Source organism: Candidatus Peregrinibacteria bacterium (genome assembly GCA_016699145.1).
Taxonomy (GTDB): domain Bacteria; phylum Patescibacteriota; class Gracilibacteria; order UBA1369; family 2-02-FULL-48-14.
This window is the reverse complement of record CP064962.1, coordinates 168,694-194,493: the sequence shown is the minus strand read 5'-3', so window position 1 is coordinate 194,493 and position 25,800 is coordinate 168,694. Positions and strand designations below refer to the sequence as shown.

Genomic DNA, 25,800 nt, shown 5'->3' with positions numbered 1-25,800 from the left:
TCTAAGCGAAGCGCAACAAGGTGTATTTGTCTCGTCCCACGCGAGCGAATTGGTTTTTGTTTTTTAAATTGAGGTAAATGGTGATGGTTTTCACATGACGTTGATCGAGGACTGCTTTGGTGATTTCTTCGCGGCTGCGAGGCACTCCGTCGGCTAAAATTTCGGTGATCACGTCGGCTACGGTGCCTGTTTTATAGCCCCATTCTTGCAAGGCGTAAATTCCGCGCCCAATCAGAATGAAATTTTCATTGCGGATGAGTTCGTTGTGCACGGCCTGTATATTGGTTCGTTTTTGATCGAATTTGCTTTCTCGAATCAAGTTGGTTAGTTTTTCAAAATGCAGAGGCCTTTTTTCGCGATTCAAGATGTAGATGATTTTGTCTTTTAGAGTTCGTGGATTGATGTGTCTCCAGTTGTAAAGGCCTATTCCTTGGTCGGTGATTTTGTATTCTCGAATGATGCGGAATATGTTTGTGATCTGATTTATGCTCAGTGGGTTTTCGCTGTTTTCATTGATTTTTTCAGCCAATTGTTCAATGGGGAGTATGTGACTTGTTTTACTGAGGGTTTTGTTGCTGATGTTCCCCACTGTGGCGATGGAGTTGTCGTTGAAGCGAGCGGTTCTCCAATAGGGGTGATTTTTTAGAGTGTTGGGCTCAAAGTGGATGTCTCGATCGAGAGAAAGGGCCAAATGCAGTTCTTGAATCTCTTCAGAAGTGATGTTGGGAAGGATTTTTAAAAGTTGCTCTTTGAAGTAAGAATCGGCGGCGATGCCCCCTTCTTTTTGGAGGAGGGCTTTGGCGAACTCGGTTAAGATTCTGATGTTGGTGTTTTGGGCATTGCGTTCCAGTTTTCGAAGGGCGGTTTTTTCAATTTGCCGCACCCGTTCTCGAGTCACTCCAAACTGTTGTCCGATTTGTTCCAGAGTCAGTTTTTGAGGAACATTCAGGGCAAAACGACTTTTGATGATGAACTTTTCTTTTTCTGAGAGCACGACCAGTAAGTTTTCAACGAGTTCGTGCAATTTGATATCTTGAGCGGAAAGTTTTCGATCTAGTGTGAAATTTGTGTTAAGCATTTTGACAAGTGGATGAATGTTGAAATCAATTTTTTTGATATTTTTCTATTTTTTAAATTTGCTAACCCAGATTCTCTAACAATTTAGGAATTTGTAAAGCGTAATATACCTATTTGCTGTTGTCAAAAATATTGACAAACTGGACTTCTCGATGGGTTTTTTATGTACAACAAAACTGGGGTGAATGATGGGGTTCGAACCCACGACCTCCAGGGCCACAACCTGGCGCTCTAACCAACTGAGCTACACCCACCGTAATAAACCCATTGCAGGGCGGGCCAATTTTAAGAGTTTCATCTAGAAAGAGCAACAGCAAAGTGTTAGCATGTTTGCGTGACGCCTTCTTCCTATAAAAAACATTATCGCGTTTTATTCGTCATAAACCTGTTGGCTTTGGGCATTGCTTTGCATCTGCTGCATTTGCATTTTAGGCCTGAACTCGGTGATGTTTGTAATTTAGGGGAACGTTGGAATTGCGATATCGTGAACAAAAGCATTTACTCCACACTCTTTGGCCTTCCGGTGGCGGGCCTGGGGGCTGCTACGTATTTTTTCTTAGTGCTTTTCAGTTTGCGTGGACTCTATGTCGACCAAAAAAAAGCAGTTCCTTGGGTCTTTGCGGGGCTCACTGGGGCTTTGGCTTTCTCTCTTTATTTGACGGCCGTGGAGGCTTTTGTACTCCAAACTTTTTGTATTTTTTGCATGAGCCAGCAAGTGCTGATTCTGCTTGAGTACGGGGTTTTTATTTCTCTTCTTAATTCTTCTAAATCTCAATGATATGAAAAAAATCTTCGCTTTGCTTGCCCTTATGGCTGTGTTCTTGCTCGGTTGTGCTCGCGACACCACAAATGATGCCTTCGCTACGTGTATTGCCAATAGCGGAGCTACTTTTTATGGAGCTTTCTGGTGTCCTCATTGTTCGGATCAAAAGAAGGAATTTGGAGATGCCAAAGATTTGCTTCCTTATGTGGAATGTGATCCCAACGGGAAAAATGCCGATGCAGGGGCTTGTACTGCGGCAGGGGTGGAGCAGTACCCCACTTGGATTTTTGCAGACGGAACGAAGGTGACGGGAGTTCAGAGTTTTGAAGAACTCGCTGAAGCCACTTCTTGTCCTTTGCCCGGGGAGGAAAGCATTTTGCTGAAATAGATAGCCTTTAGAGGCATTCTAATCAACTGACGTAGTTCCCCGGGCGTAAGCCCGAGGGATGTAGTGGGTGCCCGCATCTTCGTGGTGGTGTAAAGTGGAGGCATGAAGAAGCTACGAAAAAGCTCACACGCAGTTTTCATCTGTGACTATCACTTAGTTTGGCCGACCAAATACCGTCGGAAGATATTCAACGAAGGTGTGTTGGCTTTTCTGCAGGAAGTGATGAAGGATATTCCGAAGTACTATCCGGAACTGGTGGTGAAAGAGGTAAACACGGATTTAGACCATGTACATATTTTAATTTCCATACCTCCACAAATAGCAGTGGGAGAGGTGGTGAGAATAATAAAAGCCAACACAGCTCGTGAGTTGAACATAAAGTTTCCGTTTCTTAGAAAAGTGTACTGGGGGACGAGAAGTATTTGGTCGGCAGGTTACTTTGCCTCCACAGTTGGGATTAACGAGGAGGTCATTCGAAAGTATATCCAACAACAGGGCGAAGAAGATGCGGGCCAAGCGCAGCTTGAACTAGGCTGAAACCCCGAGCGTAAGCTCGGGGAGGTTCATTTATGTTTTGAAGCCGTTCGTCCATAGGAACGGGATGGTAAATAGGCGTTCTATATCGATGCCATCCAAGGCTTCTTCAATCACTGGATCTTGCCATTCGGGAAGCCAGTCTTCATCGACAGCGACGATTTCCTTGTATAGATTTTTGAAATAACTTGGATAATCTTTGTCTTTCCAACATAGGGTGAAATTTCTATCGATGATTCCTTCGATTTGACGAGCATGGTCATCGGGTTCCAGGTCGTGCTGAATGAGCAGTTGGAAGACATTGTGTTCCAGGGCCACGAATTTTCTGAAATCGACTAGATCTTGTCGGTAAGCTTCTGAAGTGTAGTCCACAGGGTCGTTGTCGTGCAGCGTGCGGATTTGCTGCGCGCGTCGTTCCACGGAAGCACGCCAGTGCTCGGGCCATTGTTGATCCCAGAAATCCAAACGAGTGGGGTTGAGTGTTCCAATTTGCAAGTGAGTGTCGAATTCTTCCATGAAGCTTTCCATCACGGCATCTTTGTCCTGTTCCATGCGGAAGCTTTCATCGAGGCTAGAAGGCACGGCGTATTGTTCAGGGTTTGCGAGCCATTCGTCAAAGGATTTTAGCCCTTCCAATTTGCCGCGTGCTTCTTGGTAGGACACTTCTTTCAATTCTAGGTGAACTAGAGGGAGGAAGTAGTGGAGCACGTATTCTTTTGCCTTTTCCTTGCTCGCGGCAGCGTTTCCGTTTTTGATTTTTTCATAGTAAAGATCCATTAAATCTTTAAGATTTTCTCCTTTGTTTAAAATTTCAGAGGCTTTCCAAGCTAGGTTATTTGAAAGATTCGAGTAAACCAAACGAGTGGCCTCTTTCCATTTTTCTTGGTTGGTTCCGTTGAGTTTCTTTTCGATCAAGAGGTCCGCTGATTCACTGGTGTTGAGTCCTCGATGTTCATTGGCTTCTTTACTGGCGTCTGCGTAATGCTGCTCAATCACTGCATCTACTTTGGATTTCATGGGGTTTCTTCCCAAAGCTGTGATGGCGGCAACGACGTTTTTTTGCCAGCCCTGAAGCTTTTCTTGGTAAAGCGCCTCTTGATTTCCGTCCATGCTGAGGAGGTGTTTCATGGGTGACAGGGCTTCTTCCATTCGTTCTTCCGCTGCTGTTTTCATTCGATTCAACTCTTCATCCGACAATTGAATGTCGTGTTCTTTGCCAATAAGGGTATCGATTTGGCTTTCATAGCCCTTCATGAGCATTTTCTTTTCTTGTTCGTACTGGGTGCGAGGGAGTCCCTTTTGCAGGAGTTCCAGCAATTCTTTATTCATTTGAACAATCATGCTTCCGAGATCTTTGTCCATTTGAAGTTCTGTTTCTTCTTTGGCTCGCGCTTCCACGGTGTTTCCGGTCCAGTCGTTGCTGTCCAAAAGTGCATTGAACATTTCAGAAGCGGTTTTGCTTGCAGTTCTGAAGAGCCCCGCGTTGTATTCGATACCAGGTGCATTGCTCACCAATCCTTCGGTGGCAAAATTTTCAAGGCGCAAGTAAAGGTCAGGATCTATGCCTTTTGCTTCCACAAGTTTGTCTTGAATTTCTGCACGTGAGAAGAACTTCACGATTTCTTTTTGCACTTCCATTTCTTGGCGCTGGGCCAGTTCGGTACTTTGAGCCAAACGAGTGGAGTCGAGCACGCCGTTTTTATAAGTGAGTACCCCGGTGTGTCCTCCGTCATAGTTGAGGGTTACGGTGGTGGTTTTTTCGTCGTCCGTCACGCTTTCCACTGAATAAGGGATGTCCACCAAAAGATGACCCACGTCGCGATTCACCAGCTCGGGGAAGACGTTTTGTTTGTCGTAAGCTTTTTGCATTTCTTCCAAACTGCCGAAGTATTGATCTTTTTTAGCTCCTTCAAAAGTGATGTGGAAGCCTGTTGAGTCTGCGAAGAGCAGAGTAGAAATGCCATCGGTACCGGTCTTGAGCCCGCCATGAGTCAAACGAGGCATCCGAGGTACTGTGCTCCAATCTCCACTTTCGAGGTATTGAAGTTTGGCTTCGGTTTGACCTTTGAAAGCTGCAAATGCTTTGTTCACTTTGATTTCTGCTTCAGAAGCTAAAGCGGCAAGGCGTTGGTTGAGGTCCCCAGATTCTAAAGCATCGGGAATCACATAGACCGAACCGTCTAGAACATCGGTGAACACGTGTTTTTTTGATCGGAAAAATTGTATTTATAAGGATACCCTTTCACGAGCACTTCTCCAGTGGGCAAGGCCCTCAAGGTGTTGAGTGCAGCAGGGTTTTCAGCCCAAACTTTTAAGGAAGCATTTTGTGGGAAGGCCAAATGTCGGTCGAAACTCTCAGCTCTAGACATTGGAGCGCCGGCAACTTGCTCGCTTTTATGAGAAGGAATACGAGAATCCAGTCTCAAAATGGTGGAGGCTTCAGCAAAACTTTTTCCTATGAAGTGAGCCTTTGAGTAGGCAATACCCGCTCGAATTTTTTGGTCTTCTGAAAGTTTTGAAAGGCCACGCTCACCCAATGAACGCTCGGCACATTCCATGTAGAACGAACGCAGGCCACGGTAAAGGTCCGTTCCATCCATATGACTTTCACTTTTTGTATCTACAGCGTCTTTTCTATCGTCAGCTTGTTCTCCCAAGAACTTCCTGGTATCGATGCTGGTTTCATGTTCATTCACAGCTTGTCCAAAGACATCGTTCACTCGACTCATCGGAACATTGAAAATTCGCATCATTTCATCTGCGCTGTCCCTGTCTTTCTCAGGAAGATAAGGGAAGTGTTCTTTTCTATAACTCTCTAAAACATTAGGAGCCAAAGCATCACTGGGTTTCCATCCTAGGCGATCAAAAATACCTCGATGTTCTTTATCCAATTTCTCCATCAAAAAGTCGGCAGTGTAAACTCCGCTTCCCAGAAGGGCCAAGCCTCCCACGACATAACCCACCTCTTTGGTGAAGATTTTATCTCTAAAAAAGTAAACACCCGCTAGTACTCCAGCCATGGCTGCCATGGCACCGGGATTTCTTCCAAAATCACCAATCAAATCGCCAAACTTGCCCCACAAATTGTCTTGCAAAGAAGCTCTTTCCAATTGTTTAAGGGCAACGTCAGTCTTGTCCAAGGTCTCTCGGTATCTTTCAGAGGTCTGCAGTTCGCCTTGGCGTTCTTGCAGTTCAGCCATCACTTCTTCATATTCAGGGGACTCGGGCCCTTCGGCTAAAACTTCTCTATAATAGGCCAGAGTTTCGGGATCATCGGCAAAGGCCAAGGCCAAGGCACGGTCTCTTTCAGGCCCTTCCATCCCCAAATGAGTGGGTCTGAGACCCGCTTCTCTGAGTTTAAACACCAACTCTTTGTCGGTCTTTTCTACTTGTCGCTCAAGACGATCGGTTCGCTTGTCCATGCGACGTTCCCATTTTGCACTACGGCGGTCTCCACGCGCTTCCCAGCGCGCTTGTTTTCGTTCTGAAGCTCGAGTGCGTCCACCGTGTTTGATGTCCCGTGCTTCTTGGCGGCTCTTTTTACGATCCATGCGACGTTCCCAACGGTCCATGCGTCGGTCGACTTTTTCTCCTGTTTTTTCCTCATCCACTTCTTCCCGATCCATTTGTCTTTCGTTTCGTCTCATTTTTCGCTCCAAGCGAGAGAGGAAGTGATTTTTTCGAGTTTCCACTCGTGCACTGCGTTTTTGATTCACGCGGTTCGATACTTTTCCTTCGGCCCATTGAGTGGCAAGGGAGTCGATTTGGCGGTCGATGAGGGCGATTTCCACTTCCACTTTTTGTACCTGCTCATTGTCTTCTGAAAAACCACCGTCTAGAAGCCCGGCATATTCGGCTTGAAGATCCATTTTTTCATAAGCCAGATCCATGGCTTTCTCATAAAGGTCGCGAGGTTTTTCAATCTCGCCGAGTTCGAGGTTTTCATTTTTTGGAGCGGACAAATCCATAGCCATACGTATTTGTAAATCTTTGAATTATAGCAAAAAACGGAAAAAATTGCAATACCCTATAAGGTCAAGTATTCTATGCCAAGTTTTTTTACCCCACTGCATGAATATCGAAGTTGAAAAATTGGCCAAATCCGAAGCCAAGCTCACCATTGAGCTCACTGCTGAGGAAATGAAGCAATATGAAGAAAAAGCCACGCAGGAGCTGCAAGAACATGTGAATGTGCCCGGTTTTCGCAAGGGACACGTGCCTGTTGAGGTTTTAAAAGACCATGTGGGGGAACAAGCTTTTATGGCTCAAGTGCTCGATCATGCCATTGGAGTCAGTTACGAAGCGGCCGTTCGCTCCAAAGAACTTCGTCCAGTGGCTTATCCTAAGATCCAAATTTTAAAAGATCAGCCTCTCAAATATGAGGCTTTGGTGGCGCTACGCCCCGAAGTGAGTTTTAAAAAAGACCCTAAAAATCTTTCCGTGAAAATGGCGAAAATGGAAGTGAACGAAAAAGAAGTCAAAGAAGTGATCGACAATTTTTTGGAACGTTTTAAAAACTGGAAGGATGTGACTCGTGCTGCGAAAAAGGGAGATCGCGTTGAAATCGATTTCGACGGTTTAGATGAAGATGGAGTGGCCTTGGAAGGCACTTCTAGCAAGAATCATCCTGTGATTTTGGGTTCAGGCTCGCTGATCCCTGGTTTTGAAGAAGAGGTGGAGAGCATGGAAATCGGTGAGGAAAAGGATTTTTGGATCACTTTCCCCAAGGATTATCACAAGGCTTCTTTCCAAGATAAAAAGGTCAAATTTCACATCAAATTGAATCGTGTGGAAGAGTCGGAGGCGGCTACGGCGGACGATGCGTGGGCGAAGCAGGTTTCTGGAGACCCTGAAAAAACATTGGAAACGATGAAAAAGGACATCCATGCAGAGCTCATTGTTCAGAAGCAAATGCAAGAAGAAGGACGCCTTGAAAATGACTTTTTAAAACAACTGGCTGAGCATGTGGAAGCGGAGGTACCGGAAGCCTTGGTGGAACGTGAGATTGATCTGATGGTGGAACGCATTAAAGAGGATGTCGAAAAGCGCAAAGAAAGTTGGGAAGCTTATCAGGAAAATCTAAAGAAAGAAGGGAAGGACCTGCGTACGGAACTCAGAACCACGGCAGCCGAGCAGGTGCTGGTGCGCCTTGGCTTGGAAAAGCTGTTTGAACTTGAAAATCCTGAAGTGAGCGAAGAAGAAGTGGAGCAAGAAGTGGAAAAAATCTTAGGTCGTTACCCTGAACAGTTCCGCGAAATGCTTCGCGGTCGCTATGCGGCGGGGACCGAAGAGCGTGAATACATGAAGCAAACGGCTCGATTCAAGAAATTGGTTCGTGGACACACGCAAAAATAAGTGCCTTCAAGCGGTGTTCGAAGGAGTCGGAAGTCGAGTAAGTAAATTGTTCATAGCCTGCTTAGGAAGCACATTGCGATCAAATAAATTGTTCGCTAAGTCTATGCCGACCGTCCCAAGTCTCTAATCTTAAAGGGGGCTTTTTGGGCAATTGAACTTGCAATTTGAATTAAAAAATTATACATTGCGGGAAGTTTGTATAAAATATGTGTACATGCTGAAACATCTGTTCACTTCGAAAGCACGCGTCAAATTGCTCACTATTTTTCTTCTCAAGCCCGATGAAGAATACTTCGTGCGTGAACTGACTCGTGAGCTGGATGAACAGATCAACTCGGTGCGCCGTGAACTGGACAATCTCAAGAAAATGGGCCTTTTGAAGAGTCGAGCGAAAAATCGTCATAAATTTTATTCAGTGAATAAAGACTTTGTGCTTTTCAATGAATTGCGTCGCATCATCATTAAGGCGAATCCCTCCATTGATGCCGTTATAAAGAACATTCAAAAAATGGGTCAGCTGGATTTTTTATTGGTTTCAGGAGTTTTTTTAGAAAAAGAATCGCCGGTGGATTTGCTCATTTCTGGAGACATTAATAAAGAACAATTGGAAAAGTATTTAGATACGCTTGAAAATCAGGCTCCCATCAAGTTCAGCGTGCTTAAAAGCGATGATTTTTTGTATCGTTTGAAATGTCAGGATAAGTTCATCCTCAGTTTGGTGGAGGATCGAGACAATATGATTGCCATTAATAAACTCACTTCAGGGCAATAGGGATCCCTCTTTTTTAAAGTGGCCTCTAAATGCTCTTGCCAAACGGATTTTGCATCCCTATAGTACCCAAGCCATTTTGAATTCAGTATGTCACAAGCACTGTTAGCACACGTTTCCAACTCTTCTGTTAAGAAGGATGTTCCCGTTCTTAAACCCGGTTATGTGGTTCGCGTTCATCAACGGATCAAAGAGGGTGAAAAGGAACGCGTTCAAATTTTTGAAGGATTGGTGATCAAGCTCAGTTCTGGTGCTCGTGCGACGGATAAGACTTTTACCGTGCGCAAGGTTGTGGAAGGTGTTGGAGTGGAAAAAGTATTCCCTCTGCACAGTCCTCTTCTTGAAAAAATTGAAGTCATGAAAAGCGGAAAGGTTCGCCGTTCCAAACTTTATTACATGCGTACTTTGGAAGGAAAATCCACTCGTCTTCGAGATAAGAAAGGCGGAGTGATTGAAATGCTTTTGGCGACTCGTGCCGAGGAACAAAGTGCTTCCGAGCCAGCTTTGGAAGACGTTGAAGCGGTGGAAGAGGTGAAGGAAGAGGCTGTTCCCGAGGAAACGCCAGAGATTCCTCCAGAGGAAGTTGTGGACGAAACGCCTGAAACTCCGGTGGAAACTCCTGCTGAAGAAAAACAAGAAAAACAAGAGTAGAGGCCCTCTCAAAACCCAGGAAGGAGCTTTTTTGTCGCACGAAGCTCACTCATTTGCTTCCCTTTTTTTGAGCTAGCCTCTATGCTTTTAAGGTGAAAAATCCTTCTTTTGATGGCATTGTTGTTGGCATGGATGAGGTGGGCCGTGGTTCCTGGGCGGGACCCGTGGTGGCTGCTGCCGTGATTTTACCTAAAAAGCTGCGTTTGCCGGGTTTGGATGACTCCAAAAAACTCACGGTCCAGCAGCGAGAATTGCTTTTCCCTAAGATTTGTTCGACTTGTCCTCATGGAATTGGGGTCGCCAGTGCGGAGGAAGTCGATGAGAAGGGCCTTTTGCAAGCTACTTTTTTGGCTTTTTCTCGTGCCTTGGTTCAGCTTGAAGCTCCTGCGGATCACATTTACATTGATGGACGCGATGCCTTTCATTTTTCTTTGCCTCACACCTCCGTCATTAGAGGAGATGGTATTTATCGCTGCATTGCAGCGGCTTCCATTTTGGCCAAAGTTACGCGCGATCGTTTGATGGTAGAATGGGCCAGTCGGTTTCCACTTTATGGTTTTGAATTTCATAAAGGGTATGGGACGGCACGGCATCAGCGGGCGCTTCAAGAACATGGTCCTTGTGACTTGCACCGTAAAACTTATAAACCTCTTCAAAATTTAAAATGTCTGCAAGAAAGCTTCTTATAATCGGAAATTATGGGGCCGGGAACCTAGGTGACGATGCCATTTTAGGGGGTATTTTGATGGATTTGGAGGCTTTAAAGTTCAAAGGGGGGCTCACGGTCACTCATGGGGGTTTGCGCAGCAGTACGGATTTGTATAGGAATTTGAAGAAAATCCCTTTTGCTCCGGCTGGGTTTCGGAGTCGTTTCAAGGCTGCTGCTCTAGAAAAACAGTGGGCAGGGCATGATTTGGCTCTTTTTGGAGGGGGAGGGCTTTTTACGGATGCGGAGTCCTGGAAAGCACCTTACATTTGGTATCGTCAGGCTAAAATCTTGCAAAAACTTAAAATTCCTTATGTGATTTTGGGACAAAGTGTGGGGCCGCTTAAAACTCCTTGGGCTCGCTGGTGGACTCGAAAGGCTTTTCAGGGGGCTCGCGCTATTCATCTTCGAGATGAAACTTCGCTCAAGTGGCCTCAAAGATGGGGTTTGTCGGCTACTGTGGGCACGGATTTTGCTTTGTCCTACCTGCAAGCTTCCCCTAAAGTGGCACGACAAGAGCTGCTTTTATTGTCGTTTAGAAAATGGCCGGGTTTTTCGTTGGAGCGACTTTTAACGCTTGTGAAACCCATCAACGAATGGGCAAAAAAGCAGCATTTGAAACCGATTCTTTTGTCCATGGAACCCTTAAAAGAGCGAGAATTTTTACAGGCTTTCCCTTGGGAAACTTATTATCCTTCCTCTGCGCGGGAAGCGTTTTTAGCCTTTCAAAAGGCCAAGTTTGCAGTCACCTTCAGGTTGCATGCGGGCATTTTTTCCTTGATGGCTTCCACTCCTTTTTTGGCTTTGGCCTACAGTGAAAAAGTGACGGCTTTTTTTAAAGCCTTGGGGGTGGATCAGGTGATCTTAGAGCCGTTGGAGTGGGAGGAAGAGACTTTGCGTGAGGCCTTGAAAGGGCTTTCTGCTCCTGCATTTAAGGCTGAGGCTTTGATTCAGACCAACCGAGCTTTTTTAAAGCAAGCGCTTGAGCTTTTGTGAGCGAGTAACCTTGAGCGAAGGGACTTTCTACCACTGCTGCGCCTAAAATGGCACCCCATTGGATGGCTTTTTGAAAAGGGAAGCCCTTTAGGAGGGCGGCCAAAAAGGCGGCTCGGAAGGCATCGCCGGCCCCTGTTCCATCCACAAAACGAGCGGGGAAGGCCGCCCATTCAAAACGGCCTTCTTTTTGAAGCAAAGTCCCTCCTATAGCCCCGTGAGTGAGAATGAGCGTTTTTACTTTTTTTAGAATGTCTTTTTCTTTCAAAGTGGTTTTGGACTGAAGTAGGCTCCACTCATATTCGTTCAAAAAGAGGCATTCGGCTCCTTCCATCCATTCTAAAAGTTCTTTTTTTGAAAAAGTGTGCAACAATTGTCCTGGATCTAAAAAAAGGCGCAAGTGAGCTTTTTTCGCTGCTTGTGCCGCTTCCATCATGCGGTTTTTATTTTCTGGTCCCAGTAGAAAAATGTCGTTTGGCTTAGCATTTGAAGGTAAAATGAAAGCTTTTTCTTCTCCAAAAGCTCCTGGATTGAAATGCGCGATTTGTGCCCCTGTAGCGTCGCTGGTGATGGTGGCTTTTGCGGTGCGGTATTTCTTGCTACGAGCAACGAAGCGCGTGTCCATACCCCAAGTTTTTAAGGTTTTGGCATAGCTTTCTCCATCGTGGCCCAAGTTTCCAATCACCACCGCCGAGCAGCCGAGCAGACCGAGGCCATAAGCCACGTTTCCCGCACAACCTCCCAGGGATTCTGCTACTTCTTCAACAATGAAAGAAAGGGACAATTTTTCTGGCGACCCCGTTTGCAGCAAATCTTTAAAACAGCCTTTGAAATGGCCCAATTCATCCAACGCTAAGGAACCAAAAACAAAAAGCTTCATGTTTTAAAACCTTTTTGAAGTTGCTGAGCCACTTCCATGAGTCCGTCGATGGATTCTCCACAATCCCCCCAAAAACCATCTAAAATGCTGTAGCTGAGATGACCTTGTTTCACGTAATGGTCGTTCACATCTGAAATTTCCAATTCTCCTCGGCTGGAGGGTTTCAGTTGTCGAATGAGCTCGAAAACAGCGGGACGATACAAATAAGCGCCTGTTATGGCAAAGGAACTGGGAGCCACTTGAGGCTTTTCAAGGATTTCAACGATTTTTTCATTTTCAAAACGAGGCACTCCATAACTTTGCGGACGAGCCACTTTTTTCAAGAACAGGTGAGCGTCTTGATCCCCTTTTCAAAAGCTTCTGCGACGGATTTGAGATCGTCTTCGAAAATATTGTCCCCTAAAAGCACGGTGAAGGGCTCGTTTCCCACAAAATCTTCTGCAAGGCTTAAAGCTTGAGCGATTCCGCCGGCTTCTTCTTGAACTTCATAAGCCAATTTAAGGCCAAATTCATTTCCTCCTCCTAAAAGCTCCAAAAAGTGACCTGCGTGGCCTCTTCCAGACACGAGTAAAACACTTTCAATGCCCATTTGCTTCATTTTTAGCAAAGGGTAATAGATCATGGGCTGCTTATAGACCGGCAGCAGATGTTTGTTCGTGACTTTGGTGAGTGGAGCGAGCCGAGATCCGGTTCCCCCCGCGAGTAGGACTCCTTTCATATGTGCTCAGTGTATACCATTCTACGGTGCGGCGCATCCCTTCTTCGAAATTCATTTTTGGACTCCAGCCCAATTCGGTCTTTAATTTTGAAAAATCGATGGCGTAACGTTCGTCGTGCCCTTTGCGATCCTCTACAAAGTGGATGAGAGATTCTGGCTTTTTTAAGATTTGCAAAATGTTTTGAGCCACTTCTACATTTTCTTGTTCGCTGTCCCCTCCAATATTGTAAATTTCTCCAATTTTTCCTTTTTCTAAAATGGTCAAAATGGCTTCGCAGTGATCTTCCACAAAAAGCCAATCTCTCACGTTTTTTCCGGTTCCATAAAGAGGTAGAGCGCCGCCTTCTACTGCTTTAGAGATGAGCAGAGGAATGAGGTTTTCAAGGCTTTGATAGGGGCCGTAGTTGTTGGAACAACGGCTGAGAGTCACAGGCAATCCATAGGTTTTCAGGTAGGAAAGCACTAAAAAATCGGAGGCAGCTTTGCTGGCTGAATAAGGGCTGCTGGGGCGGATGGGTGAGTTTTCGTTGAAACGCTCTTTTGAACCGAACCCGAGGTCTCCATACACTTCGTCTGTGGAGATGTGGTGGAAGCGCTTTACTTCGAAATCGCGAGCTGCATCCAAGAGAGTTTGAGTCCCGACTACATTGGTGAGCACGAAGGCAGCAGGGTTTTTGATGCTGCGATCCACATGGCTTTCGGCGGCAAAGTGCACCACAAGATCGAAACCCACCGTCTCGAACAAGTCTCTCACAAAGGGAACATCCTCGATGCGACCTTCTATAAAGTGTACTCCTTTGGCTTCGGCTTCTGCTAAATTTTCACGATGTCCTGAATAGGTGAGTGCATCCAAGACCCAAAGCTCATCTTGCGGATGACGCGCCAAATGAGCGTAAACGTAGTTGGTGCCAATGAAACCGGCTCCACCGGTTATAAGAACTTTCATAACAAAACTTAAAGGGTCTTCATTTTCTTTTCTTCTTTCCAAGCTTCTAAAATGTCGCCTTCTTGTAGGCTCACTTTTCCTTGATAACGCGCTCCACATTCGGTGCCTTTTTCAAGCATCTCCACGTCTTCATTCACCAATTTGAGTCCGGTGAGCTGTCCTTCACCGATTTTTTCACCTTCTCTCAAAACTCGTAACTTGGCTTTCTTTTCCATTTTGCCTTCTGTAATGGCTCCTCCCACCACCATTTCATTTTTTCCGGTGTAAAAGATCTTCATGACTTTGAATTGGCCCAGTTCAATGTGGATGAGTTCGGGTTGTAACATGCCTGTCAAGATCTTCTTGAGGTCGTCGATCAGTTCATAAATGACTTTATAAGTCACCACTTCAATGCCCATGCGCTCGGCCAGGCGTTCAACCTGTAAATTGGCTTCGGTGTGGAAGCCCAGCACCAAAGTTCCGCGACTGGCTGCAGCCATCATCACATCCGATTCAGAAATGGAGCCCACCCCGCTGTGAATCACGCGGATCGCAACGTCGTCATTTTTCACTTTTGCGAGCGCTTGTTTGATGGCTTCTAAGGAGCCTTGAGTGTCTGCTTTCAGAACTACTTTTAAGAGTTTGAGGGTTCCTTCTTTGATGCGTTGTAAAATTTCTTGCATGCCCATTCCGGCGCTGATCATTTCTTCCCGAGCCATGTTGTGCACTTGCATGGCTTTTTGGCGAGCAATTTTTTCAGTGTCCATTACCTGTAAAATTTGGCCGCTTTCCACAGGATCATTGAGTCCGGCAATTTGAGCGGTATCGGAGGGGCCCAGCGTTTTAAGGTTCTTTTATGCGCGTCTTTCATCAATTTCCACGCGTCCAAAGGTTTGCCCCACAATGAAATTGTCTCCTACATTCAACGTTCCCGTGTTCACAAGTAGGGTGGCCACCGGACCTAAACTGGGGTCGAGGTGAGATTCCACCACACTGGCGACGGCAGGGCGCTTTGGGTTGGCTTTTAAATCGAGCATATCTGCAACCAGGAGCACACTTTCCAATAATTCATTGATTCCTTCCTGTTTTTTGGCAGAAATCGGCACCATGATGGTTTGACCTCCCCAGTCTTCGGATTGTAGGCCGTGTTCAACCAATTCAGCTTTGATTTTGTTGGGATTGGCATCGGGCTTATCCATTTTATTGATGGCCACAACTACAGGTACACCGGCTTCTTTGGCATGATTGATGGCCTCGATGGTTTGAGGCATGATTCCGTCATCGGCAGCCACGACCAAAATGGCTACATCGGTCACTCGAGCTCCACGAGCACGCATGGCGGTGAAAGCTTCGTGTCCGGGGGTGTCCAAAAAGGTGATTTTTCTCCCCTTATGCTCCACTTGGTAAGCTCCGATGTGTTGAGTGATGCCTCCTGCTTCCGACTCCACCACATGAGCGTCTCGAATAGCGTCCAAAAGAGTGGTTTTTCCGTGATCCACGTGACCCATCACACAAACAACAGGGGGGCGTTTTTCTAAAATGGCTTCATCATCTTCTTCGAGGAGTTTTTCTAAATTTCCCTTAAAAATATCTTCTGCAGTTGCGCTTTCGTGCGCTTTTTTAAGCTGCACACCGAGGTCGGCCGTGATGATCACGGCGGTGTCGTAGTCGATGACTTGATTGATGTTGGCCAAAATTCCATTTTTCATCAAGGCTCCAATCAGTACGGCAGCGCTCACACTGGTTTTCTCTGCCAGTTCTTTTACGGTGATGCTTTCTGGGATTTCAACCGTTCCTTTGCGCACTTCCATTCGTTCAAAATTCCGAGCGGGGGCTTTTTTTACGATTTTCCCTGCTTTTTGTTTGCGTTGGCTTTTTACGATTTCTTTTTCTTGTTCTTCAGCGATTTTTTCATCATAAAATTCGGCGGCACTTTTTTTCACCTTTCCCAGCACTTCTTCAATGATGAGTTCGGCTAAGTCGTCTTCCAATTTTTCGCTCACGTCAAAACCAAGTTCAAGGATTTTTTTTTCCATTTCGGCTTCTGTAAAACCCAGTTTGGAAGCGAGTTGTGTAAGAGGGATGGCCATAAAGCCCACCCACTTTAGGTTAAAACAGGTTCAAAGGCAAGGCTTAAGTCAGGCTTCGAATCGATCATGGGTTTTAGCGAAAAAGCGGTCCCAGTACACCTGCACTTGCTTGCGATCTGCGGCTGCTTCTTCTTCAGTGGCCTGCTCAATGCAGCGTCTCCATCTAGGTGCGGCCTTTTGTAGCTCTATTTGGGCCCGTTCGTCCCCGTAGCTTGCGGCGCGCATCCAAAGTTGTACTGTTAGGCGAGGTATTCCGTCATGCCTTGCTTTAAAGAACTGCGCATACGGGTACAAAGCCGCTACGGACCCTCCATTGATGGCCGTTTTGAACAGGGTTTGGATGGAGTCGGGAGGCATCCTTTGCATTGCGAATGCTGTTTGAGCTGTTCTGAAGTAGAGCTCCGGATCTTTTAAGCCTTGTGAATGGGCCGCCTCATAGTAGGCCAAGGCTATTGGATGCTGATTTCTAAGGTAGGCAATATCGCCCAAATGCATCAAGATTTGTCCCCTTACGGCGGAAATAGGTTCTTTGCAACAATCTAACGCTGCTCTGAAATTGGTTTCGGCCTGTGCTAGTCTTTGAGGATCGAAAGCTAGAGGAGTGACTTGGCTGTCGATCAAAGCCAAGCGACCTTGTCCAAGGTGTGGTAAGTTTGGAATTTGAGCTATTTGTTCTCGGAAAAATGGAATCAGGCCTAGGGGGCCAAAGTGAGCGATTTTTTGGAGTAAGTTCGGTGAGGTGCCCTCCACTTCTACCTTTTTGCCTACCTGTTTTTCTCTTAAAAGATGTCTGTGAAGGATAACGAGAGGGTCCATGAGAGAGTCGAGTATATGATTCATTTCAGTATAGAATGAGGTGAGGCTCGTGCCGTGAGAGAGAGCTTTCAATTAAACCATAAATTTTATTTAAAGCAAATGGCTTGACTGAAAATTGAAAACGTTCTTAGCTTTAGAAGCTATGAATAATGAGGATAGACTCACTTCTAATTCTGAAGGAGGAGGCCCGACTCCAAAGCAAGCCGAAAAGAAGGACCTGCTTGAAGCTTTAACTCATGAGGAACTTTTGGGCCTGGTGCAAAGGGTCAATGAAAAAGTACAATGTTTAATGGAAAAAGGCTTGTCTGAAGGAGATGACTTAAAGAGTTTTCTTGTCCTTTATGAGCAGATTCAGGCTTTGCAAAGGCAGAATCTGCTCTATCTCAGTCCTGATATTCAAAGAGAATTGAATCGCTTCTCCAAGGGTTTGCATCAGGGCTCTGTTTTAGAGGCTATCTCAAAAAAAGACCAGAGTATTTAGGACGGCACTGACTTCGTGTCCGTCCATGCACTCTTAAAGGCAAGAACTGGATTATTTTGCTTACAAAAGCTTCATCCTCAGTCGACTTAACCCAGCTAAGCCGACTTCGTCTTCAGCTCTTTCAGCTTAAAATCCTCTGCGTTCTTGTCCTTTCCTTTTTTTGAGATAGCCTCTAGTCTCAAAGACACCCGCTCAGAAAACTTAATTCTCCTCTAAGGGCCTTTCTTCCAAAAGCAGGGCTTCGATGTTTCCGCCAACTTTTCCGTCGCTGAGTTTATAAACGTCTTTGTCGATTTTTTTGAATTCACGAGAAGCCGTATTGTAAGTGTTTACGGTGGTACCCAATTGTTTACCGAGTTTTTGCATGTATTCATCGTAAGCGCCCACATGCTTACCTAAGGTTTCAATGTTTTTGAGGACTTCTTTTACGGATTCCTCCATTTTCATGGCCTTCATGCCTTGAATCACTGTTTGAAGATAGGCAAAGAACGAGGTGGGGGAGACGATGATCACTCGTTTTTTAAAGGCGTATTCCAGTAAGTTTTCAGTATTCACATGCAGACTTCCCACCTGAGCCACCATCAGGTTGTAATAAACGCCTTCTGCTGGGATGAACATGAAGGCGAAGTCGGTGGTTCCTTCGTTGGCGTGAATGTATTTGGAAGTTTCATCGATGCGTTTTTTTACATCTGTTTTGAAGGCTTTTTCAAGTTCTTCGCGTCGAACGGCATCCAATTCTTCCATCATTAAATTGTATTTTTCCAATGAAAACTTTGCGTCGACGGGAATCACCATTTGATTGTAAAAAATGGCTGCATCCACAATTTCGCCATTGGCCATTTTGAATTGCATGGAATATTGACCGGGAGCCAATACATTATTCAGCAAAGTTTCTAAAAAATATTCCCCTAAAATGCCGCGCTGTTTTGGGTTTTTAAGAATGTTTTCTAAACTTTTCATCTGTTCTGCAAAACCCACGACTTGTTTGTTGGTCTCCTGAAGATGGGTGAGATTCTTGGTTACTTCTTGAATGATGGCCGTGCTTTGAGCGAATTGTTTTTGCAAGGTTTGAGTGTTGTCGCTTTGCTGTTGTTTGAGGAGCAAAGTCATTTGGTTGAGTTTTGCCTCCAGTTCTTGCCGATTTTTTCCATGGCCTTCGCCCACTTCTTTACGAAGATCGGCCATCAGTTGAAGCATCAATTTTTGTGAGGAATCATCGGCAGGAGTTTTCAGTTCATTGAACTTCTTATTGATGAAAAAAATGAGTCCCCCCACTGCCAGAATGGCTAAGACAAGAGCTAGAATAGTATTTGACATTCTTAATTAAATGTTGTATAGTTTTATGATGACCTTTGAAAGAAACGGTGAATGAAAGAAAATTGTCAGGGAGTGGCTTGGTTCAACATTGCCATACGTAGACGAGTCCCTCCTTGGCAATTTTCTTCCGCTCACCGGTAAGTATAAACTCACCCCTTTAGCTCATCAATATCATTTATTAAAAAGCTCTTTGAAGAAAAGAGTTTTTATTTTATGAACACTTCTTTGTACGAAAAAAGAGCCCCCATTTTTGAGGGCTCTTCTCTAGAGTTGGACTAAGCATTTTCCTCTTCCCCTTCTTCCTCCTCTTTTTCGTTTTTCTTAGCCTTTTTCTCCTTTTTTTCAGTAGGAGCAGCGCCTTCTTCGAGCAAAGAAAGCCCGACGCGTTTTTCGTCTTTATTGATTTCGATCACCCGAGCATCCACGGCTTGGCCCACTTCGAGAGCCTTCGCAGCGTCATCGGGGTTTCCAGGAATTTCAGAATTGTGGATGAGGCCGGTGATGTCTTCTTCGAGTTGAACAAAAGCTCCGAATTGAGCTAGGCGGCTGATTTTGGTTTTGATCACGGTACCAATCTTATATTTCTTTTCGATTTCTTCCCAAGGATCAGGAGTGAGTTGCTTCATGGACAGAGAAATTTTATCTCCTTCGATTCCGATGATTTTCACTTCCACCTTGTCTCCAAGGCGAGCGAAGTCGTGAGCATCGGACACATGTCCCCAAGCGATTTCGGAAATGTGAACGAGTCCTTCGAGACCGTCGAAAGCCACGAAGATACCGAATTTCACGATTCCACTGACGGTTCCTGTGACCACACTGCCTGCTTTGAGAGTAGCCAGAGTGTCGAAACGTTCGCGTTCGAAAGCTGCACGTTCAGAGAGGATGAGTTTTCCGTTTTCCTTGTCGATGCTGATGATTTTCACGGTGAATTCTTGTCCGATGAGTTCTTGGAGGCGAGACAGAATTTTGGCACTGTCGGCTCCGTTCACGCGAGGATAGTGCAGCGGCGCCAATTGAGAAACAGGGATGAAGCCCTTGATTCCATCGACTTCCAGAAGCAATCCTCCTTTGTTGGCTTCTTTAGGACGAACTTTGAGGGATTGATTGGCTTCGTAAGCTTTGACGAATTTGTCCCAAGTCTTGTCTTGGCTGGCACGGCGAAGAGAGAGGACCACGAGTCCATCTTCATTTTCCGCTTCGAGTACACAGGCAGACACGAGGTCTCCAATGTGGAGTTCTTCTGTAGTGCCCATGGAATCTTTCATTTCTCGGCCGGAGATGAGACCGGTGAGCACACCCCCGAGATCCACGATGATGTGTTTTTTACTGATAAAAGCCACCTTGCCTTCTACGATTTGTCCAGGTTCAGGAAGGGTAAAAGCAGGGGAATCATTAAGAAGCGAGTCCATAGGGACTACAACGGTTTGAGTTGAGTCACTCATAATAAGGTTTGCACAGTCTGGAATAAGGAGTAAAACCCGCCCCTCCGTTCCATCTGTGGCTGACACAAGCGGAAGAAAGCGAGCGGCTGCACTTTACTTAGTTTTTCTTAACCTGTAAAGAGGATTTTGAGCTGCGCTTTTTAATCCCTGCGTTGGATTTTCCTTGAGCGGTGCCTTTTTGAAGCTTGATGCTGTCCCCTTCTTTGACGATTTGAATGAGGATCCTTCGGTGAATTCTCCATCCAAAATGCCTTGAGCCAGCGGGTCTTCAATGAGCTCTTGAACCTTACGGCGCACAGGGCGTGCTCCGTAATCGGGATCGGTGCTGAGGGTCGCCAGAGTGTCGAGTGCTTCGGGCGTCATTTCAAGGGCGAGATGTTTGTCACGCAAGTGCTTTTGCAAGTCCTGCAAGTGGATTTCAACGATGCCTTTGATGAGTTCGTGGGTGAGGGGTCGGAACACGATGATGTTGTCGATGCGATTCAAAAATTCGGGTTTGAAGTGATCTTTGAGATCTTTCATGACTTCGTCACGTTTGTGGTCAAAATCTTGCATGGCCACGTCCATGGCCTCGGAATTGATCTTGAATCCGATAGGAGCGGCTCCTTCTGTGAGTTTGCGAGCTCCAATGTTGGAAGTCATCACAATGATGGTGTTGGTGAAGTCCACTTTGCGGCCTTTTCCATCGGTGAGATGACCGTCTTCTAAAATTTGAAGCAAAAATATTGAACACGTCGGTGTGTGCCTTTTCAATCTCATCGAAGAGGATCACGCTGTAGGGTTTGCGGCGCACTTTTTCGGTGAGTTGACCGCCGTCTTCATAGCCCACGTAACCTGCTGTGGTACCGGTGAGGCGAGAAGTGTTATGGCGTTCCATGAACTCGCTCATGTCGATTTTGATCAGCGCTTCTTCGTCGTTATAAACCTCTTTGGCGATGGTTTTTACGAGTTCGGTTTTACCGACTCCGGTGGGACCGAGAAAAATGAAGGAGGCGATGGGGCGTTTTCCACTGGAAATACCGGTGCGGGAACGACGGATGGCACGAGCCACTTTTTCGATGGCTTCTTCTTGTCCGATCACGCGATTTTTCATGATGTTTTCTAAATCTTTCAGACGATCGGTGTCTTCTTTCACGAGCTTGGTCACAGGCACGCCGGTCATGCGAGAGATCACCCGAGCGATGTCTTCGCTGTCGATGCTGCCTCGCATTTCACGAGGAATTTTGACGTGTTTTTCTTCCTCAATTTTTCATTCAGAATCAGTTCTTGTTGACGAAGATCGGCGGCTCGTTCGTAATCTTGTTCTGTTACGGCATGTTCTTTTCTTTGATGATGCGTTTGAGTTCGCGTTGAAAATCTTTCACCTTATCGTTGTCTTGTTTGGCCACCATGCCTTTTAAGGCTGCGGCTTCATCCATCACGTCGATGGCTTTATCGGGTAAAAAGCGGTCGTTGATGTAGCGTTTGGAAAATTTTACCGCAGCGTCTAAGGCTTCATCCATGATCACCAAATTGTGGTGGTTTTCAAAGGACTCTTTCAGTCCTTTTAAGATGGCGACGCTGTCTTCTTCGGAAGGTTCATCCACCATTACCGATTGGAAACGTCGTTCCAATGCGGCATCGGGTTCCACGTGTTTGCGGTATTCGTTGGTGGTGGTGGCTCCGATGACTTGCACGCGTCCTCGAGAAAGGGAAGGCTTTAAAATATTGGCTGCATCTAGGCTTCCTTCGGCACTTCCAGCCCCGATCACGGTGTGCAATTCATCAATAAAGAGAATCACATTCGGTTGGCTGGCTGCTTCTTCTAGGATTTGTTTGATGCGTTCTTCAAACTCTCCGCGATATTTGGTGCCGGCCACGACAGAGGCCATAGAAAGACTGAGGATGCGTTTGTCGAGCATGGCGTCGGGCACTTGTTCGCGTACGATGCGTTGAGCGAGCCCTTCCACCACGGCGGTTTTACCCACGCCCGGTTCCCCGATGAGCACGGGATTGTTCTTGGTTTTTCGCAGCAAAATGGCGATGCAACGTTCGATCTCTTTATCTCTTCCAATCACGGGATCCATCTTTTTTTCTTGAGCCGCTTCCGCCATCATATCGGTGGTGAAGTAATCCAGCGCGGGAGTGGAAGATTTACTCTCCTTCTTTTTCGTGTCGAATCCGGTTTCTTTGGAGTCTTGTCCTGCAAGCACTCCTTGAAGGCCATTCAAGAAGAATTCTAAAGGATTGACATTTTGAGCCGTGTGCATCGGCCCTCCATTGTTGGGCAGAGGAGCATTTTTCATGCGTTCAAAAGTTTGAATCAACTCCTGGCGCAAATCTTCAGGGGAAATTTTCATGTTTTCTAAGATCACGGTTGCGGCTGTGTTTTCTTGAATCACCAGGGCGTAGAGCAAATGCTCGGTGCCCACAAAACTGTGAGAAAATTCGTGTGCGCTGCGAATGGCGTCTTCAATGACTTTTTTTGCAAAGCCGGAAAGTCCGCCAGGGTTTTTGCTTGAGCGTGATGAAACTTGAGTGCGTCCTACGGTTTTGAGCACCAAATTCACATTTTCTAAAGTGACTCCAAAATTTTGTAGAACGGTGGCTCCGAGGGAAGCTTTTTGAGATAAAATTCCAATGAGCAGGTGCTCGGTTCCCACATAGCTAGTCCCTGTTTTTTTAGCGACTTCTTGAGCCACCAACAGGGCTTGTTTGGCTTCTCGAGTGAATTTATTGAATTGATCGGGGTTGTTCATAAGGAGTGGAGTGGATGAAAAAGTTTCATTTCATTCTAGCAAATCTAGCGCTTCTTAGCATTCAATTGGCTTTGATTTATTCTGCTTTTATGGTCTGGATTGAATCGAGCATGGTTTGCATCACGTTTTGATACTCAGCTGAACCTGTTAGGGTGAAGCTTCGGCTATCCACTTTTTTTGTGACGGATACCAAATTTCCATTGTGTGCGACTCCTTCTGCTGCGCCGGTGTTGAATTCCATCCTCACGAGGGCTTCTGCCGTGACTTCTTCAATTTCGGCATCGTCGAAGGAATAACCGGTGCTGCCACCCACGTAATACCAAGCGGCGGGGTAGGACATGGTGAAGCCAAAATTGCTGCTGAGAGTGGCAAATTTACTGATTTCAACTTGGCTCACTGAGGGGCTGCTGGGGGCGGGAGAGTCGGGAGTTTCGGCAGGGATTTCGTCCACGGTGATGAAGCGGAACTCATTGAGCACGGCGCTGAATAGGTTGGTGTTTTGAACGCGCAGGGTTTCATCGGTGTATAAATAGTGATAACTCCATTCGAGGAGGTCAGAGCCGCGAGGGATGAACACATGAATGTTTCCGGCTGAAGTTTTGTAGCGCAGGCCCATGACGGCATCGATGCCCACGGTGATTTGTTCTGGCACGATGTTGGCGAGATCGGCGTAATTTCCAATCACATGGTTTTTGATGTCGGTGCTTCTTTCTTCAGGAGTGGATTCACTGGTGCTGCTCAAAACCTGGCTGAACTGTATGAGGTCGATGTGGTCTTCCAACACTGGGGTTTCGGGCGTTTCGGTTTCTTCTGTTTCATGAGGAATTTTGAAGGAAATCAAACCGCTTGCGTCATTGATTTCCACTTGCCAATTGCTATAGATTTGAGTGACGACCCCGAGTTCACTATTGCGGTATTCTACTTTTGTGACTTCTTCGGCTTCGATTTCTTCCTCTTTGGCTTCGGTCAAACGAGTGATTTCGTAAAGTGGTTTGTCGAGCTCTTCGTAAGTGCTGACGATGCCATAAGCATCCATGGCCTTGGCATATTCATCCAGGTCGTAACGTTCGGAAAAGGCATAGAGTACATCGCCTTCTTGAGTTTCAAAAAGGTGAGTCACGATGGGTGAGACTTTAATGCTTCCCAAAGAAGTCAAAGTGCCCGTGTAGGACTCGTATTCTCGGCTGAGAGGGGCGCTCAATTCGTCGCTGCTTCCGCAAGCGCTCAGAAAAAGGCTGAGGGTTAAAAGGCTGATTTTTAAAGTGGAAAGTTTCATTGAGAAAGGGGGTTAGCGAAAGAAAGACCCAGATGGGCGTAAACCTTTTCGGTGAGTAGGCGACCTCGAGGGGTGCGTTGCAGAAAGCCCAGTTGCATCAAAAAAGGTTCGTAAATGTCTTCGACGGTTTCTTCTTCTTCATTGCTGGCGGCTGAAAGGGTGGAGAGACCCACGGGTCCACCTTTGAATTTTTCTGCCAAGGTGAGAAGTAATTTTCTATCTGTGGCATCCAGGCCGAGTTCGTCGATTCCCAGCAGTTCAAGGGTGGCGAGCACGGTGTCATAAGCAATGAGAGGGTGGTTGTTCACATGAGCAAAATCGCGCGCTCGTCGTAAGAGTCGATTGGCCACTCGAGGGGTGGATCGCGAACTTTGCGCCAAGCGCTGGGCAGCCGTTTTTTCAATGGAAATCCCAAGTAAGTCGGAGCTGCGTTTTAAGATGGCTTCAATGTCTTTTTGACTGTAAAATTCCAGTTTTAAAACGTTTCCAAATCGATCACGCAAAGGTGAAGAAAGAGAAGAGAGTTTGGTGGTGGCTCCGATGAGGGTGAATTTGGGCAGGGTGATGCGCATGCTGCGTGCGGAAGGGCCTTTTCCTACGACTAAATCGAGGCAAAAATCTTCCATGGCGCTGTATAAAATTTCTTCAACGGCGGGTCGCAGGCGATGAATTTCATCGATGAAAAGGACGTCGTTGGGCTGTAGATTCGTGAGCAACGCGGCTAGGTCGCCCGGGCGCTCAATAGCAGGACCACTCGTGTTTCGGATTTGTACGCCCATTTCTTTGGCTAGAATGAGAGCGAGAGTGGTTTTTCCCAGCCCCGGACAGCCGTGCAAGAGCACATGCTCCATGGCTTCACCTCGTTTTTGAGCTGCCGCCAAAAAAACATCTAAGTTGCGCTTGAGTTCTTCTTGACCTACGTAATCTTTTAAGGATTGCGGACGCAGCACATTTTCACTTTGATTTTCCTCCGGCATTTTTTGAGCTTGCGGGATGCGAGTCGCTTCGTCTTCGGTTGAAATGAAAGTGGGATCAATCATGGGGAGAGTCTTTGGGCTTTCAATGTAGCAAAAAATTTCTTATAATGCGAGCCATCCTAGCCCCTTCACGACGGTGGAAACCCGCTTTGAATTCCGAGATTTTCTCAAGGTTTTTGGCACTGCTATTTTTTTGTATGTGATTTTTGTCTACCTCTTGACCTTGGTTCCTGAAGTGGACGTTTTTTTTATCACTTTGCATCCGTCCATTGCTTTTTTGATTCAGTACCTTTTGCAGTTTGTTATTTTGTTTTGCCCTCTTTGGTTTTTTGTGGTCGCGAAATACAATGCGCGTTTGGATGATTTTGGGTTTCAAAAAGTTTCTTTAAAATGTTTGGTTTCGACGGTGCTTTTGGCTTATTTTGCTTATGTTTTGCTAATGCTTGGCATTGTGCTGACATTGTATATGACAGGAACGGCGCTGCCGGGTTATGAAGCTCAGGAATCGCATTTGCCTCTCTTTGGTCAGGATTTTTGGGGCATTTTGATCGGTTTTGTTCTGGTGGGCGTATTCGCACCTTTTTTGGAGGAATTTCTTTTTCGTGGATTCGTGTATCGCGTGTTTGTAAAGATTTGGCCTCTTTGGCTTGGAAGCGTGCTCAGTGCCGTTTTATTTGCTCTCATCCATGTGCAATTTCAGACTTTTATTCCTCTTTTTATTTTGGGTTTAATTTTGAATGAAACCTATCGTCGAACAGGTTCAGTTTGGACCTCGGTGGCCTTTCATTCTTTCAATAATATCCTTGCCTTTGGCTTGGAAGTGTATTTAAGTTTGCATCCAGAGGCTTTGGACAGCATTGCCGAGCTGCCTCATTTCCTTTATAATGTTCAGATTGGATGAATC

The 25,800-nt window shown here is 46.0% G+C and carries 25 protein-coding genes, 1 tRNA gene and 2 pseudogenes; 10 read left to right on the top strand and 18 right to left on the bottom strand.

Annotated elements, in window-relative coordinates; genetic code table 11:
- Position 1: 1 nt before the first annotated feature.
- Together IPG41_01075 and IPG41_01070 are read right to left on the bottom strand one after the other, a co-directional pair.
- A complete protein-coding gene (locus IPG41_01075; GenBank protein ID QQR55149.1) occupies positions 2-1,078 on the bottom strand; it encodes a hypothetical protein in 1,077 nt (358 codons plus the stop codon).
- A 176-nt stretch (positions 1,079-1,254) separates the two neighbouring features.
- Positions 1,255-1,331, bottom strand: a tRNA-His gene (locus tag IPG41_01070).
- Positions 1,332-1,411: 80 nt separating this feature from the next.
- Here IPG41_01070 and IPG41_01065 point away from each other — a divergent pair.
- The 3 genes from IPG41_01065 to tnpA all read left to right on the top strand — a co-directional run bounded on the left by IPG41_01065 (position 1,412) and on the right by tnpA (position 2,765).
- On the top strand, positions 1,412-1,855 hold the full coding sequence (locus IPG41_01065; GenBank protein QQR55148.1) for a vitamin K epoxide reductase family protein: 444 nt from the start codon (positions 1,412-1,414) through the stop codon (positions 1,853-1,855).
- Between the two features lies 1 nt (position 1,856).
- Positions 1,857-2,228 (top strand): hypothetical protein, encoded by a 372-nt coding sequence (locus IPG41_01060; protein QQR55147.1) that lies wholly within the window; start codon positions 1,857-1,859, stop codon positions 2,226-2,228.
- A 102-nt stretch (positions 2,229-2,330) separates the two neighbouring features.
- Positions 2,331-2,765 (top strand): IS200/IS605 family transposase, encoded by a 435-nt coding sequence (tnpA, locus tag IPG41_01055; protein ID QQR55146.1) that lies wholly within the window; start codon positions 2,331-2,333, stop codon positions 2,763-2,765.
- 30 nt (positions 2,766-2,795) lie between these two features.
- Here the strand turns inward: tnpA and IPG41_01050 are convergent, their stop codons facing one another.
- Positions 2,796-4,961, bottom strand: coding sequence for a hypothetical protein (locus tag IPG41_01050; GenBank protein QQR55145.1), 2,166 nt, complete (start codon positions 4,959-4,961; stop codon positions 2,796-2,798).
- Entirely contained in the window at positions 4,943-6,736 is a 1,794-nt protein-coding gene (locus IPG41_01045; protein QQR55144.1) for a hypothetical protein, read from the bottom strand. Before IPG41_01045 ends, IPG41_01050 begins: the two co-directional genes overlap by 19 nt.
- A 97-nt stretch (positions 6,737-6,833) precedes the next feature.
- On the opposite strand from IPG41_01045, the gene tig reads away from it, so the two are divergent.
- From tig to IPG41_01020, 5 genes are all read left to right on the top strand, one after another.
- Positions 6,834-8,117: a trigger factor gene (gene tig, locus IPG41_01040; GenBank protein QQR55143.1), complete on the top strand. Its 1,284-nt coding sequence runs from the start codon at positions 6,834-6,836 to the stop codon at positions 8,115-8,117.
- 214 nt (positions 8,118-8,331) lie between these two features.
- On the top strand, positions 8,332-8,889 hold the full coding sequence (locus IPG41_01035; GenBank protein QQR55142.1) for a winged helix-turn-helix transcriptional regulator: 558 nt from the start codon (positions 8,332-8,334) through the stop codon (positions 8,887-8,889).
- Between the two features lie 87 nt (positions 8,890-8,976).
- Positions 8,977-9,537 (top strand): 50S ribosomal protein L19, encoded by a 561-nt coding sequence (gene rplS / locus IPG41_01030; GenBank protein QQR55141.1) that lies wholly within the window; start codon positions 8,977-8,979, stop codon positions 9,535-9,537.
- Positions 9,538-9,665: 128 nt separating this feature from the next.
- Positions 9,666-10,226, top strand: coding sequence for a ribonuclease HII (locus IPG41_01025; protein ID QQR55638.1), 561 nt, complete (start codon positions 9,666-9,668; stop codon positions 10,224-10,226).
- Positions 10,202-11,239 (top strand): polysaccharide pyruvyl transferase family protein, encoded by a 1,038-nt coding sequence (locus IPG41_01020; GenBank protein QQR55140.1) that lies wholly within the window; start codon positions 10,202-10,204, stop codon positions 11,237-11,239. Before IPG41_01025 ends, IPG41_01020 begins: the two co-directional genes overlap by 25 nt.
- Here the strand turns inward: IPG41_01020 and IPG41_01015 are convergent.
- From IPG41_01015 to IPG41_00990, 6 genes and pseudogenes are all read right to left on the bottom strand, one after another.
- Positions 11,175-12,116 carry a hypothetical protein gene (locus IPG41_01015; GenBank protein QQR55139.1) on the bottom strand — a complete coding sequence of 314 codons (942 nt, stop codon included), beginning with the start codon at positions 12,114-12,116 and terminating at the stop codon, positions 11,175-11,177. The genes IPG41_01020 and IPG41_01015 overlap by 65 nt on opposite strands.
- A pseudogene (locus tag IPG41_01010) lies at positions 12,113-12,834 on the bottom strand (NTP transferase domain-containing protein). The gene IPG41_01015 and the pseudogene IPG41_01010 overlap by 4 nt, the downstream one beginning before the upstream one ends.
- Complete coding sequence (gene rfbB, locus IPG41_01005; GenBank protein ID QQR55138.1) at positions 12,746-13,780, bottom strand: dTDP-glucose 4,6-dehydratase; 1,035 nt, start codon at positions 13,778-13,780, stop codon at positions 12,746-12,748. The pseudogene IPG41_01010 and the gene rfbB overlap by 89 nt, the downstream one beginning before the upstream one ends.
- Positions 13,781-13,788: 8 nt before the next feature.
- On the bottom strand, positions 13,789-14,526 hold the full coding sequence (locus IPG41_01000) for a hypothetical protein (protein QQR55137.1): 738 nt from the start codon (positions 14,524-14,526) through the stop codon (positions 13,789-13,791).
- Positions 14,527-14,613: 87 nt separating this feature from the next.
- Positions 14,614-15,849 (bottom strand): translation initiation factor IF-2, encoded by a 1,236-nt coding sequence (gene infB / locus IPG41_00995; protein QQR55136.1) that lies wholly within the window; start codon positions 15,847-15,849, stop codon positions 14,614-14,616.
- Between the two features lie 48 nt (positions 15,850-15,897).
- Complete coding sequence (locus IPG41_00990) at positions 15,898-16,665, bottom strand: hypothetical protein (protein QQR55135.1); 768 nt, start codon at positions 16,663-16,665, stop codon at positions 15,898-15,900.
- Positions 16,666-16,807: 142 nt separating this feature from the next.
- On the opposite strand from IPG41_00990, the gene IPG41_00985 reads away from it, so the two are divergent.
- Entirely contained in the window at positions 16,808-17,146 is a 339-nt protein-coding gene (locus tag IPG41_00985) for a hypothetical protein (protein ID QQR55134.1), read from the top strand.
- Positions 17,147-17,347: 201 nt separating this feature from the next.
- Here the strand turns inward: IPG41_00985 and IPG41_00980 are convergent, their stop codons facing one another.
- The 8 genes and pseudogenes from IPG41_00980 to ruvB form a co-directional block, all read right to left on the bottom strand.
- Positions 17,348-18,463, bottom strand: a complete 1,116-nt coding sequence (locus IPG41_00980; GenBank protein ID QQR55133.1) for a DNA recombination protein RmuC — start codon at positions 18,461-18,463, stop codon at positions 17,348-17,350.
- A gap of 275 nt (positions 18,464-18,738) precedes the next feature.
- On the bottom strand, positions 18,739-19,905 hold the full coding sequence (locus tag IPG41_00975; GenBank protein ID QQR55132.1) for a S1 RNA-binding domain-containing protein: 1,167 nt from the start codon (positions 19,903-19,905) through the stop codon (positions 18,739-18,741).
- 93 nt (positions 19,906-19,998) lie between these two features.
- Entirely contained in the window at positions 19,999-20,460 is a 462-nt protein-coding gene (locus IPG41_00970; protein ID QQR55131.1) for a hypothetical protein, read from the bottom strand.
- Entirely contained in the window at positions 20,447-21,115 is a 669-nt protein-coding gene (locus IPG41_00965; GenBank protein QQR55130.1) for an ATP-dependent Clp protease ATP-binding subunit, read from the bottom strand. The genes IPG41_00970 and IPG41_00965 overlap by 14 nt, the downstream gene beginning before the upstream one ends.
- Positions 21,076-21,228, bottom strand: a pseudogene (locus IPG41_00960) (UvrB/UvrC motif-containing protein). Before IPG41_00960 ends, IPG41_00965 begins: the two are co-directional and overlap by 40 nt.
- The gene (locus tag IPG41_00955; protein ID QQR55129.1) at positions 21,213-22,643 is read right to left on the bottom strand and encodes an ATP-dependent Clp protease ATP-binding subunit; all 1,431 of its coding nucleotides are present in this window, start codon (positions 22,641-22,643) and stop codon (positions 21,213-21,215) included. Before IPG41_00955 ends, IPG41_00960 begins: the two are co-directional and overlap by 16 nt.
- A gap of 76 nt (positions 22,644-22,719) precedes the next feature.
- The gene (locus IPG41_00950; protein ID QQR55128.1) at positions 22,720-23,919 is read right to left on the bottom strand and encodes a hypothetical protein; all 1,200 of its coding nucleotides are present in this window, start codon (positions 23,917-23,919) and stop codon (positions 22,720-22,722) included.
- Positions 23,916-24,896, bottom strand: a complete 981-nt coding sequence (gene ruvB, locus IPG41_00945) for a Holliday junction branch migration DNA helicase RuvB (GenBank protein ID QQR55637.1) — start codon at positions 24,894-24,896, stop codon at positions 23,916-23,918. Before ruvB ends, IPG41_00950 begins: the two co-directional genes overlap by 4 nt.
- Positions 24,897-25,032: 136 nt before the next feature.
- Here ruvB and IPG41_00940 point away from each other — a divergent pair, with 136 nt between their 5' ends.
- The gene (locus tag IPG41_00940; GenBank protein QQR55127.1) at positions 25,033-25,797 is read left to right on the top strand and encodes a CPBP family intramembrane metalloprotease; all 765 of its coding nucleotides are present in this window, start codon (positions 25,033-25,035) and stop codon (positions 25,795-25,797) included.
- Positions 25,798-25,800 lie beyond the last annotated feature (3 nt).

Coding starts and splice junctions, on each gene's coding strand:
- IPG41_01045 (QQR55144.1), bottom strand. CDS start 6,736: ATGGCTATGGATTTGTCCGCTCCAAAAAATGAAAACCTCGAACTCGGC.
- IPG41_00970 (QQR55131.1), bottom strand. CDS start 20,460: ATGCAAGATTTTGACCACAAACGTGACGAAGTCATGAAAGATCTCAAA.
- IPG41_00950 (QQR55128.1), bottom strand. CDS start 23,919: ATGAAACTTTCCACTTTAAAAATCAGCCTTTTAACCCTCAGCCTTTTT.
- IPG41_01060 (QQR55147.1), top strand. CDS start 1,857: ATGAAAAAAATCTTCGCTTTGCTTGCCCTTATGGCTGTGTTCTTGCTC.
- IPG41_00965 (QQR55130.1), bottom strand. CDS start 21,115: ATGCGAGGCAGCATCGACAGCGAAGACATCGCTCGGGTGATCTCTCGC.
- IPG41_01075 (QQR55149.1), bottom strand. CDS start 1,078: ATGCTTAACACAAATTTCACACTAGATCGAAAACTTTCCGCTCAAGAT.
- IPG41_01000 (QQR55137.1), bottom strand. CDS start 14,526: ATGGACACTGAAAAAATTGCTCGCCAAAAAGCCATGCAAGTGCACAAC.
- IPG41_01025 (QQR55638.1), top strand. CDS start 9,666: ATGGATGAGGTGGGCCGTGGTTCCTGGGCGGGACCCGTGGTGGCTGCT.
- IPG41_00975 (QQR55132.1), bottom strand. CDS start 19,905: ATGAGTGACTCAACTCAAACCGTTGTAGTCCCTATGGACTCGCTTCTT.
- tnpA (QQR55146.1), top strand. CDS start 2,331: ATGAAGAAGCTACGAAAAAGCTCACACGCAGTTTTCATCTGTGACTAT.
- rfbB (QQR55138.1), bottom strand. CDS start 13,780: ATGAAAGTTCTTATAACCGGTGGAGCCGGTTTCATTGGCACCAACTAC.
- IPG41_00990 (QQR55135.1), bottom strand. CDS start 16,665: ATGGACCCTCTCGTTATCCTTCACAGACATCTTTTAAGAGAAAAACAG.
- ruvB (QQR55637.1), bottom strand. CDS start 24,896: ATGCCGGAGGAAAATCAAAGTGAAAATGTGCTGCGTCCGCAATCCTTA.
- IPG41_00980 (QQR55133.1), bottom strand. CDS start 18,463: ATGTCAAATACTATTCTAGCTCTTGTCTTAGCCATTCTGGCAGTGGGG.
- rplS (QQR55141.1), top strand. CDS start 8,977: ATGTCACAAGCACTGTTAGCACACGTTTCCAACTCTTCTGTTAAGAAG.
- tig (QQR55143.1), top strand. CDS start 6,834: ATGAATATCGAAGTTGAAAAATTGGCCAAATCCGAAGCCAAGCTCACC.
- IPG41_00955 (QQR55129.1), bottom strand. CDS start 22,643: ATGAACAACCCCGATCAATTCAATAAATTCACTCGAGAAGCCAAACAA.
- IPG41_01035 (QQR55142.1), top strand. CDS start 8,332: ATGCTGAAACATCTGTTCACTTCGAAAGCACGCGTCAAATTGCTCACT.
- infB (QQR55136.1), bottom strand. CDS start 15,849: ATGGCCATCCCTCTTACACAACTCGCTTCCAAACTGGGTTTTACAGAA.
- IPG41_01015 (QQR55139.1), bottom strand. CDS start 12,116: ATGAAGCTTTTTGTTTTTGGTTCCTTAGCGTTGGATGAATTGGGCCAT.
- IPG41_01020 (QQR55140.1), top strand. CDS start 10,202: ATGTCTGCAAGAAAGCTTCTTATAATCGGAAATTATGGGGCCGGGAAC.
- IPG41_00985 (QQR55134.1), top strand. CDS start 16,808: ATGAATAATGAGGATAGACTCACTTCTAATTCTGAAGGAGGAGGCCCG.